The 9,843-nt window shown below is 43.0% G+C and carries 13 protein-coding genes; 1 reads left to right on the forward strand and 12 read right to left on the reverse strand.

Annotated elements, in window-relative coordinates; translation table 11 throughout:
• Window positions 1-216: 216 nt before the first annotated feature.
• From COV43_01220 to rplU, 12 genes are all read right to left on the reverse strand, one after another.
• Entirely contained in the window at window positions 217-723 is a 507-nt protein-coding gene (locus COV43_01220) for a superoxide dismutase (protein PIR26737.1), read from the reverse strand.
• Window positions 701-1,495, reverse strand: a complete 795-nt coding sequence (locus tag COV43_01225) for a hydrolase TatD (GenBank protein PIR26738.1) — start codon at window positions 1,493-1,495, stop codon at window positions 701-703. Before COV43_01225 ends, COV43_01220 begins: the two co-directional genes overlap by 23 nt.
• A 6-nt stretch (window positions 1,496-1,501) precedes the next feature.
• A complete protein-coding gene (locus COV43_01230) occupies window positions 1,502-2,182 on the reverse strand; it encodes a hypothetical protein (protein PIR26739.1) in 681 nt (226 codons plus the stop codon).
• Window positions 2,167-2,943, reverse strand: coding sequence for an inositol monophosphatase (locus tag COV43_01235; GenBank protein ID PIR26740.1), 777 nt, complete (start codon window positions 2,941-2,943; stop codon window positions 2,167-2,169). Before COV43_01235 ends, COV43_01230 begins: the two co-directional genes overlap by 16 nt.
• A gap of 10 nt (window positions 2,944-2,953) precedes the next feature.
• On the reverse strand, window positions 2,954-3,625 hold the full coding sequence (locus tag COV43_01240; GenBank protein ID PIR26741.1) for a hypothetical protein: 672 nt from the start codon (window positions 3,623-3,625) through the stop codon (window positions 2,954-2,956).
• A 39-nt stretch (window positions 3,626-3,664) separates the two neighbouring features.
• The gene (locus COV43_01245; protein PIR26742.1) at window positions 3,665-4,561 is read right to left on the reverse strand and encodes a hypothetical protein; all 897 of its coding nucleotides are present in this window, start codon (window positions 4,559-4,561) and stop codon (window positions 3,665-3,667) included.
• Between the two features lie 4 nt (window positions 4,562-4,565).
• Window positions 4,566-5,303, reverse strand: coding sequence for a hypothetical protein (locus COV43_01250; GenBank protein ID PIR26743.1), 738 nt, complete (start codon window positions 5,301-5,303; stop codon window positions 4,566-4,568).
• Between the two features lie 301 nt (window positions 5,304-5,604).
• Window positions 5,605-7,146, reverse strand: coding sequence for a phosphoglycerate mutase (2,3-diphosphoglycerate-independent) (locus COV43_01255; GenBank protein PIR26744.1), 1,542 nt, complete (start codon window positions 7,144-7,146; stop codon window positions 5,605-5,607).
• 27 nt (window positions 7,147-7,173) lie between these two features.
• Window positions 7,174-7,533, reverse strand: coding sequence for a ribosome silencing factor (gene rsfS / locus COV43_01260; GenBank protein PIR26745.1), 360 nt, complete (start codon window positions 7,531-7,533; stop codon window positions 7,174-7,176).
• A complete protein-coding gene (locus tag COV43_01265) occupies window positions 7,520-8,548 on the reverse strand; it encodes a GTPase ObgE (GenBank protein ID PIR26758.1) in 1,029 nt (342 codons plus the stop codon). Before COV43_01265 ends, rsfS begins: the two co-directional genes overlap by 14 nt.
• Window positions 8,549-8,650: 102 nt before the next feature.
• The gene (locus COV43_01270) at window positions 8,651-8,911 is read right to left on the reverse strand and encodes a 50S ribosomal protein L27 (GenBank protein PIR26746.1); all 261 of its coding nucleotides are present in this window, start codon (window positions 8,909-8,911) and stop codon (window positions 8,651-8,653) included.
• Window positions 8,912-8,940: 29 nt separating this feature from the next.
• Window positions 8,941-9,252, reverse strand: coding sequence for a 50S ribosomal protein L21 (gene rplU, locus COV43_01275; GenBank protein ID PIR26747.1), 312 nt, complete (start codon window positions 9,250-9,252; stop codon window positions 8,941-8,943).
• Between the two features lie 231 nt (window positions 9,253-9,483).
• Between rplU and COV43_01280 the strand changes: the two genes are divergently transcribed.
• Window positions 9,484-9,729 (forward strand): hypothetical protein, encoded by a 246-nt coding sequence (locus tag COV43_01280; protein ID PIR26748.1) that lies wholly within the window; start codon window positions 9,484-9,486, stop codon window positions 9,727-9,729.
• The last annotated feature ends 114 nt before the right edge of the window (window positions 9,730-9,843 follow it).

Consider the following 9,843-nt stretch of genomic DNA (forward strand, 5'->3'; position numbering starts at 1 on the left):
GTACTTGTAACGAGCATACATAAAAAGAGCGTCTCTAAACTAAAGAAGACGCTCTTTTTTTATTCGTTCGTTGTCATGAAGATCAATTTTCTGTCATTGCGAAGAAGCATAGCGACTGCGGCAATCTCCTCTGACAGTTCTAAAATCGAGATCACCACGTCGCTAAGCTCCTCGTGATGACAAACAAAAAAAATAAAGTGATATCGCTCTACACAGCTACTTCACCAACTTAATCACCCCGCAAGCAATGCGTGAGCCTGAATTTCCGCTTGGCTGTGATGTGAAATCATCGGTTGCAGCATGAATAATAAGAGACCTTCCCAAAATATTATTGGGAACATCTTTTAGCGTAATACCTTTGAGCACTTCTTCGTACTCAGCTACGCCATTTTCTTTTGCCAGCAAATTTCCCATGTCACCCATATGGTGTGAAGCATCTAACGGTGATCCATGCCTTGCTCCCTCGGGGTTAAAGTGTCCACCAGCAGTACTTGCATTTTCTGCGCTGCAATCTCCATTTTCATGAATGTGAAACCCATGCAGACCAGGCGTTAACCCGGAAATGCTTGCAGAAAGCAAGACTCCCGTCTGGCCTTGAGTGAATTCAACTTTTCCCTGAACATTTGAACCACTTGCTGGATGCATAATGGCAACGGCTTTTTCAGTTCTGGACGCGCATGCTAAAAGTAAAACGATAAAGCTAAGACTCCAAAGTTTCTTCATTTTTTCCTCCTAAGTGAAAAAGAGCTTTCGCCCTTTCGCTCGTCGTGTGAACAACTTCTTCTTTGCTTATGTTTTTAAGCTCGGCAATCTTCTCCACAATATAAGGCACGTACGAAGATTCATTTCGTTTTCCACGATACGGAACTGGAGCCAAATAAGGCGCGTCGGTCTCAAGTACAAAAGCATCAAGCGGAAGCTGCTTCACTATCTCATGCAGCTCTTGAGCATTTTTGAAGCTTATAACTCCGCCAACTCCAAGCGCAAGCCCCTGTTCGTAGATTTTTTTTGCCAAATCCAAGTCCCCAGAATAACAGTGAAAAACTCCCTTTCGCTTTGGCAAACCTTCTTGCATCAATACTTCCCACACTTCGTTATTTGCAGAACGTGAATGGATAATAAAAGGAAGTTCAAATTCATGCGACCACTCAAGGTGAAGCAAAAACAAACGCATTTGTGTTTTGCGATTTACTTCCCAATGAAAATCGAGGCCAGTTTCACCAAGCGCCACTACTTTTTCTTGCCGCAACATGTTTCGTATTTTTTCATTCCAGCTTTCATCCCACTTTTCAGCATCGCAAGGATGAATGCCAACGGCGGCAAAAAGCCGTTCATCGGTATTGGCAAGCTTTAGGGCTTTTTCGTTTCCGGCAAAATCATCACCAGCGCCAATAAGCACAATGGCTTCAAGCCCGGCTTTCCAAGCACGATCTAAAACAGCTTCACGATCTTCATCGAAGGCTTCGAAACTTAAATGAGCATGAGTATCAATCATAAAAAATTAGGCTTTGTAGTCTCGTTCAAAAGCTGAAAGGAAAGAAGAAAACTGTTTTGCATACCGTTCTTCTTCTACTCTTATGGCGAAATCTTTTGCAGAGTCCAAAAAGATTTTACATTCGGGAAGGCCATATTTTTTGCGAAGCAAGGACTCCAGCAAATTAAGGTCGATATTTTGTGCCGAAATAAATCCTGAGAAATGATCGCCCATCGATTTGAGCATAGCCGAAACAGCTGCATTTTTCTTTCCTCTTCCAAGCTCGGCTAAGCCAATGGTGATATAGGCTTGGTGAACAAAGACGGGATTATCAGGAACAAGCTCCAACACTTTTCTGGCGCGCCTGATTGCTTTTTCATATTCCTTAAAGCGTTCGATGAGAAGACGCGCTGCAATGATTTTGATAGCAGGATCATCGGGCAGTAATTTTTCTGCGCGATCATAATGTTGCCATGCTTGTTTATAGTCATGCTTTAACTTGAACAAAACGCCCAAGGCAGAGTGATACAAGGCTATGCTTCGCTCATCCTGTGTTTTAGCCATGTTGCCGGCTAACAGTTTTTCGGCATCGTCATATTGTTTGGCATGCATGAGCTCGAAAGCGCGATAACATACATCGCTTGCGGAAAATTCTGTTTTGTCGGTTTCAATGTGAGTCATCTTTTTGGAACCTATCGGTTTTGGCATAAAACATCCACCATTTCTTGATGGATTTTTCCGTTTGAAGTTAAAATTTCATCTCCGTACACATCGAAGCTGCCGCCATCAAAGGAACTTACCTGTCCACCCGCTTCACGAATGATAACCACACCTGCTGCGATATCCCACGGCTTCAGAAAGAGTTCCCAAAATCCATCTATGCGTCCACATGCAATCCACGCCAAATCTATCGCTGCCGAGCCAGGCCTGCGCACTGCTCTTGCTTTTTTAATAAAATGCGCAAAGTGATCTAAATTATCAGCTTGTTCTTCTTGCACATTATAGGCAAAGCCCGTTGCAAGCAAAGCATGCACAAGATCTGGACTGTTGCTTACCTGCAAACGTTTTCCGTTGAGAAAAGCACCTTCACCTTTTACGGCAGTGAAAAGTTCGTCGCGATTGGGATCGAAAATAACACCAAGCACAAGCTCACCTTGAAACTCCAGCGCAATCGAAACACAAAAAAATGGAAACTGATGCGCATAGTTTATGGTTCCATCAAGAGGATCAATAATCCATCGATACTCAGACTGCTTCCGTTTTCCACTTCCCTCTTCGGCTAAGATATCATGATGTGGAAAATGTTTTGCGAGCGTTCCTACAATAAGTGCTTCACATTTTTTATCCACCTCGGTGACCAAATTGATGGCGCCTTTGTACTCAATATGATGATCTTTTTTGAGAGAATCTAGTTGTATTTTTCCCGCCTGCTTCGCAAGTTCAACGGCACAGCTTAAAAATTCTTGCATACATTTTCCTTTAAAGTGTTCGGGCAAGTGTCAGTACAAAAACTTTTTCTGCTTTTGCTTTCTTCAACATTTTTGCACATTCGTTTATGGTTGCACCTGTTGTAATCACATCATCAATGAGCAAAATATTTTTTCCAAACACATCAGCTTTAGTCGAAAGATAAAAATTATTTTTAATTTGATGAAGTCGATCATCCGCTGAGCTTCCCACCTGGCTTGATTTTCCCATGACCCACTTTCGCTTCAATCCTTTTCGCTCGAAGGGAATCGCATTTGTCTTCGCCAATTTTTCCGCAAGAAGCGCAGCTTGATTATAGCCTCGCTTCCACAATCTAAAACTATGAACGGGAACAGGAATCACACAATCAAGAGATACATTTTGAAAAAAACGTTCAAACGCATTTTGCAGTATATGTGAACAATACGGCAACACTTCAAAGGAAGAAGAATACTTCAAACGATGAACAGCAGAAATCACTTCGCGCTCAAAGACGCATGCTGAATAGCTTGCATCAAAATATGGCCGAGGAAAACGAAGCGAAAAAAAGGGAGCATCAAGTAAACGCAGATTTGTTCTGCAGACTTCACACACCCCAAAGTGAAGATCACCAGAAAACACATCACAAAAAGAACATTGGGAAGGATATAACAAACCGCTTATTTCGGACGCAAGAGATGCCATGCATTTCAGCTAATACGTCTTTTTGGCCAAGTCAAAACGTTAATCGGGACGTCGAAAAACCGGAAGATTTCTTGCGGTATCAAAGCTAAGAAGAGCTGATTGTTGAAATGCAGCTTTAATAAGAGCACGCGTCTGTCGGACAGGAAAACCAAAACGAAGTGCTTCATGGAACAAAAGAGTTGCCTGCTGTGAAGCAAAAACCTGAGGAAAATCTGAAAGAGCAAGTCTCTCAGATATATTTTCTGCATGTAGCATAAGCAGTGAAGAAAGCATCCACACGCATCTGTTGATTTCTTGTAAACTCCAATGAATATCTGCAACATCTTGTTCTGCCGCTAAAAACCCCGCCCATGTCATCAGAACTGCATATTCTTTTTCATATGCTCTCTGATCTTTGGGAATCATGGCTTTCACGGCAAGGGTGTGCATAAGCGTAGCAATGCGTTCACCTTCAAGACCTGCTTGCATCCAATGGGCTACTCTTTCAGGAAAATTCTCTCTCAGTGTAGAGAGTAAAACAGAATTTCGCTTAAATGCTCCCATTTCCACTCTGGCTATTAAGTGAGCATAAGCATGCCTGCTAACATTTCCAGACAAGAGATCTTTGAATAAAGGAGGTTCAACGCGGTGAGGAAGAGGACAGGGAAAGCCAGTTAAATATACATCCCACTGACGCGCTAACACATGCGCAGCGGTAACAACGGGAGGCACTGCAAAAATGCGGCGTAAATATTCATTTGCTCCTGTGGAAAATGAAGCATCGCGAAACTTTCCGGCGTGCACACCTGTTTGCAGCTCATAGAGAAGCGCTTCATTTCCTCTGGCTGTTTCTGTAGCCAACTGCACGGCTTGCATCAGATGAAGCTGTTGAGTTGGTGGTGCTAAGAGCGTAGGTGCAGCTATAACTGTTGTTGCTGGTGAAACTTGAAACTGCATAGCATCATTCCATTACGTCAGCATCAGCTCCAGTTGCTGCCAACTCATCTGTAGGCAAAACAGCGGAGTTTAAAGCATCAGCAACAGGAACGTTTAAACCACCTTCAAGAAGTCTTGCTACAAGAGCATGTCCTTCAGTACCATCACTTATAAGCAGGCGAGCTCCAGCTGCTAAACCTTCAAGAAATGTTGTAACTCCTGCTGCATCACCTAACTTTAAAGATCGTAGCCAACCGTCATTCCAATGCTCTGGATTTCTCACATATGCTTGTACATCAGCTAGATAATGTTCATCAGTTGTCCATTGCGTAGGAATATGAAGCTGCATAAAAGGTGTAAGCGGTGCATCTTTCCCTACTCTGGCTCTCGCATCATTGACAATAGCTGTGTGCAACGCACGAAGGGTTCCCGTCAATGCATCTAAAGGAGGAACTGGCATGGTCACGGTAAAAAGTCCGCTACGCAATGGCTGTATTTTACCCGTATATGGGTCTCTCGCTAAATGCTGTAAAACAAAAGCATCTACAACAGGCCCATACTGATCTGCTTGTTTTGCATTCCGACTGTCAATAAGCCCAGCCGCAGTAAATAGTTCCTCACGCGCCGTAACATTCGATGAATCCTGCGCCAAGGATATCAAGTTCCTTGCTGGAGCTAAGCCAGGAATGGTTGATGGAAGGGCTAAGCCTTGTGGCATAAAACACGTTCCAATTTGTAATGGTGGTAACGATACAACAAACATATTTCCTTCTTTCTTTTTTAACACACACAGAACACTGCGGCCTTCTCTTCTCGGGGAAGAGTTTCTAAAGTTGCTTCTTTTTTTACGGGAAAAAAGAATACGAGAAAAAGACCCACAAAGATTTTCAAAATCGCTTACTTGCGGGCGCTACTTAATGAATTAAAGGAATGTGTCAAGGTTTTTTAAAAAACCTTTCATTTCAATTAGTTACAAGATGATGCTTGAGGTGAAATGGAAAAAGAAAAAGGAAGCACCATGACGCAACGCTGCATTGTGACCTCTCAAAAAAAGAGGGACGGACTTATCTTTTTTGAAAAAGTGAAGTTCCCGTCATTTCTGCTGGCTGTTCAAGATGCAAAAGCTCCAAGAGACTAGGAGCCACATCGGCTAAAATGCCTTCTTCCTTAAGTTGCTTTTTGCCAGCATCGGCAGAAACAAAAAGGCACGGCACTTTGTTGAGGGTATGTGAAGTATGTGGGCTGCCATCATCTTGCAACATCTGTTCGGCATTGCCATGATCTGCAATGATTATTGCACTGCCATTGTGCTGCAGCAAAACATTCAGAATTTTTTCCATACTGGCATCAACCGTTTCCACCGCCTTCACAGCAGCAGAAAAAACGCCGGTGTGTCCCACCATGTCGGCATTGGCAAAGTTCATGATAAAGAGATCATGCTCTTCATCTTCGATGCGCTTGATCACTTCGCTTGTGACTTCCGCTGCACTCATCTCTGGTTTTTCGTCGTAGGTTGCGACTTCTTTTGGACTGGGAACTAAAACTCTGTCTTCGCCTGCAAAAGGAATTTCAATGCCTCCGTTAAAAAAGAACGTGACGTGTGCATATTTTTCTGTTTCAGCAATACGAAATTGCGTGAGGCCTGCATTTGAAACCACTTCACCTAAAATATTTCGAAGTTCTTTTTGCGGAAAGGCTATCGGAAAAGGAAGGGTTGCATCATATTCGGTCATGCACACAAACGTGGAGAGCTTTGGAAAGATGGGCCGCGCAAAGCCAGTAAAATCAGGCATTGCAACTGCACGAGAAATTTGGCGAGCTCTGTCTGAACGGAAATTAAAAAAGATAAATGCATCACCATCTTTTACAAACTGCCCACTTTGACCACCGTCAACTACAGAAGGAAGGATAAACTCATCTGTTAACTCTGCTTGATACGCACGCTCCAAAACTTGCATGGCATTTTCGGCATATTCGCCTTCGCCCATCACTATTGCCTTCCACGCTTTTTCGGTACGTTCCCATCTTCTGTCTCTGTCCATCGCGTAGTATCGGCCGCTAACGGTTGCTATTCTTGCATTTCCTAGCTTTGCACATTTTGTTTCAAGCGCAGAAAGATATTTTTCTCCAGAGGTAGGCCTGCTGTCTCTTCCATCGGTAATGGCGTGGATGAGCACTTCTTTCACCCCTTGTGCTTTTGCAAGATCAAGCAAGGCAAACAAATGCGCTAGGCTCGAATGCACTCCAGCATCAGAGCAAAGCCCCATCAGATGCAGTTTAGATTTTTTGGAAACAACTTCTTGGCAAGCCTTAAGAAAATGTGGATTGTGAAAAAATTCGCCTGACGCAATAGACTTATTAATGCGCGTAAGGTCTTGATAGACAATGCGGCCAGCGCCGATATTCAAATGACCTACTTCAGAATTTCCCATGGTTTGATCTGGCAAACCAACATCTTCACCACAAGTGCGCAAAAAACAATGAGGGTAGGTTTTCCAGAGACGATCGAAGCAAGGTGTCTTCGCGGCCAGAACAGCATTGCCTTTGCTGTCTTCACGCCATCCCCAACCATCCAAAATCATCAACATAACTGGTGCTTGTTTCATGGTCTCCCCAAACAATTCTCTGTTTTGTCATCCCACACTTTTTTTCTCTTCGAAGATTGTTTTTTCGGCATCGCTCCAAAGGCTTTCGATTTGATAGAAAGCCCTGTCTTCTTCGTGGAAAACATGAACGACCACATTTCCGTAATCCAGCAAAACCCAATGACCTTTGTCTTCGCCTTCGATGCTGATGGTTTTTTCACCTTTATCGCGGAGTTCTTTTCTAATGCTGTCTGCAATGGAACGCACTTGTCTATCCGAAGTTCCACTGCACACTACAAAATAGTCTGAAATACTACTGAGCTTTCCAATTTCAAGCATCACAATATTTTCTGCTTTTTTATCTGAGGCAACCGTTGCTATAGCTTGCGCCAATTCACTCGAGCTCATTGTTTTTTTCTTCACTTTTTTTCTCCAAGTACTTTCGTATGGTTTCTTTTAGTTCAGCAATACCTTCTTTTGTTGCAGCCGAAATCAACAACACAGGACTGGAAGATATTTTCTCAAATTCTTTTTTATATTCCAAAAGTTCTTCTTCAAGGTAAGCATCTTTTTTACTTAAGCAAATAATTTCAGGTCTGTCTAAGAGTTCTTTTTGATACGATTTTAATTCGTTGCGCAAAATCTGATAATTTTTCACTGGATCTGGATGAGCAGGATCTGCAATGTCCACCAGATGCACAAATACTTTGGTGCGTTCAACATGTCGCAAAAACTGAATTCCCATCCCAATTCCTTCGGCAGCTCCTTCGATGAGCCCCGGGATATCCGCAACCACACACACTTTCCCGTAAGGCAACTCAACGACACCCAAATTTGGAATTTTTGTGGTGAAAGGATAATCAGCAATTTTAGGACGCGAATTTGAAATGGAAGAAATGAGTGTTGATTTTCCAGCATTGGGAAAACCAAGCAGGCCAACATCTGCAAGCAGCTTGAGTTCAAGGCGAACATAACGTGACACTCCTTTTTCGCCTTCTTGTCGCATGCGAGGAGCTTGATTTCGTGAACTCATAAAATGCGTGTTCCCTTTTCCACCTCGTCCACCACGAGCTATGACATACTCGGCGGGAAAAGTGTTGAGGTCTACTAACAATTCATTTGTTTCATGATCGTAAACATACGTTCCAAGCGGAACAGAAATAATGGCGTCCTCTCCCGCCTTCCCATTCATCTGCGACCCTTTTCCATGCATCCCGCGACCTGCGCGCACGTGTCTTTTGTAGGCACAGTCCATCAGGGTGTTGAGGTTAGGATCGACGCGGATAATCACATGACCGCCTCTTCCACCATCACCACCATCGGGGCCACCTTTTGGGACATACTTTTCGCGACGAAAACTGACGCAACCATCGCCACCGTTTCCTGCAAACACTTCTATTGTTGCTTCATCTATAAACTTCATGTTTTCTTTCATTCTCAAGAACTGTTTTGAGCGTAAACTTTTTTCGAAATAAAAAAACCCTCTCTGAAAGAGGGTTTTATAAAATTATCATCACAGTATAACTTAAGCGTTTTGTGGAAGAACGTTTATAAACTGACGACCACCTCTTTTTTGCTCGAAGGAAACAATGCCATCAACCAAGGCAAAAAGTGTCCAGTCTTTTCCAGAGCCAACACCTTCACCAGCGTGAAACTTTGTACCACACTGACGGACCAAAATGTTTCCAGCTCTTACCACTTCACCACCGAAGCGCTTCACGCCTCTACGTTGTCCAATACTGTCGCGACCATTCTTAGCCGAGCCTGCCGATTTCTTATGTGCCATTTCTAACCCCGCGAATTAAAATGCAAAACTTATGCATTAATTTTTAAAATTTTAACTTCTGTATACGCTTGACGATGTCCAATTTTCTTTTGGTAGTTTTTTCTGCGTTTCTTTTTGAACACGTCGATTTTTTTGCCTCGTCCATGCTCAACCACTTCAGCATCAACGCTTGCACCTTGAACAAAAGGCATTCCCACTTTTGGAGTATCACTTCCACCAACAAGAAGAATTTCGGCAAATTTTACTTTTTCACCAGCTTCTTCTGGAAGCATTTCAACGCCAAGCGTATCGCCTTCTACTACTTTGTATTGTTTTCCACCTGTTTGAATAATTGCGTACACAACAACCTCACCTTTTTCAGTATTTTAGCCTGCCCGCTCTAGCCAAGCTCTGGCGGCAAGTCAAGGGCTTTTTAGAAAAGTCCTCTACTTCTTTCATCCCATCCCCAGCCTACACGGCAGCAATAATAAAACCTGAGCAATATCAATATAATAGCCAGAATAAGGGCTTGAGCGCCAAAAAAAGCGCAACTTCTTGAATTTTGTGCCGATAAAGAGTATGGAGGCACTGCTATGAAACGTTCCCTATCCATCTTCCTTTTTCTGCTCTTTTCCACAAACGTGGGAATGGCACAAGAGTTTGTTCGTGTGAAACAAGACGTAAAAACCGAGCAACTGGCAAGAAGTAAGCAGATAGTAAAAGAACTTAACGAAGCCTTGGCAAAAATGGCCGAAGGCAAAACCTTCAAAGCGCGCGAAGCCGAAAACCTTGAGCTTCAAATGCGCCCAAACAAAGCTCAATTCTCCATTTCGTTTTAATTCAACTCTTCAAACAATTTATTGTCATCCTGGGCATAATGGCAAAAAATGTGTGCTATTTAGGTTTGAGAAAGAAGTAATAAGCAAAGTAATTTTTTCTTTTATGAGGTGCAA

It is taken from the genome of Deltaproteobacteria bacterium CG11_big_fil_rev_8_21_14_0_20_42_23 (assembly GCA_002796345.1).
GTDB lineage: Bacteria > UBA10199 > UBA10199 > 2-02-FULL-44-16 > 2-02-FULL-44-16 > 1-14-0-20-42-23.

Bases quoted from the DNA above. Each gene is read 5' to 3' on its own strand.
- COV43_01220 (PIR26737.1), bottom strand. From the start codon at position 723: ATGAAGAAACTTTGGAGTCTTAGCTTTATCGTTTTACTTTTAGCATGC.
- COV43_01225 (PIR26738.1), bottom strand. From the start codon at position 1,495: ATGATTGATACTCATGCTCATTTAAGTTTCGAAGCCTTCGATGAAGAT.
- COV43_01230 (PIR26739.1), bottom strand. From the start codon at position 2,182: ATGCCAAAACCGATAGGTTCCAAAAAGATGACTCACATTGAAACCGAC.
- COV43_01235 (PIR26740.1), bottom strand. From the start codon at position 2,943: ATGCAAGAATTTTTAAGCTGTGCCGTTGAACTTGCGAAGCAGGCGGGA.
- COV43_01240 (PIR26741.1), bottom strand. From the start codon at position 3,625: ATGGCATCTCTTGCGTCCGAAATAAGCGGTTTGTTATATCCTTCCCAA.
- COV43_01245 (PIR26742.1), bottom strand. From the start codon at position 4,561: ATGCAGTTTCAAGTTTCACCAGCAACAACAGTTATAGCTGCACCTACG.
- COV43_01250 (PIR26743.1), bottom strand. From the start codon at position 5,303: ATGTTTGTTGTATCGTTACCACCATTACAAATTGGAACGTGTTTTATG.
- COV43_01255 (PIR26744.1), bottom strand. From the start codon at position 7,146: ATGAAACAAGCACCAGTTATGTTGATGATTTTGGATGGTTGGGGATGG.
- rsfS (PIR26745.1), bottom strand. From the start codon at position 7,533: ATGAGCTCGAGTGAATTGGCGCAAGCTATAGCAACGGTTGCCTCAGAT.
- COV43_01265 (PIR26758.1), bottom strand. From the start codon at position 8,548: ATGAAGTTTATAGATGAAGCAACAATAGAAGTGTTTGCAGGAAACGGT.
- COV43_01270 (PIR26746.1), bottom strand. From the start codon at position 8,911: ATGGCACATAAGAAATCGGCAGGCTCGGCTAAGAATGGTCGCGACAGT.
- COV43_01280 (PIR26748.1), top strand. From the start codon at position 9,484: ATGAAACGTTCCCTATCCATCTTCCTTTTTCTGCTCTTTTCCACAAAC.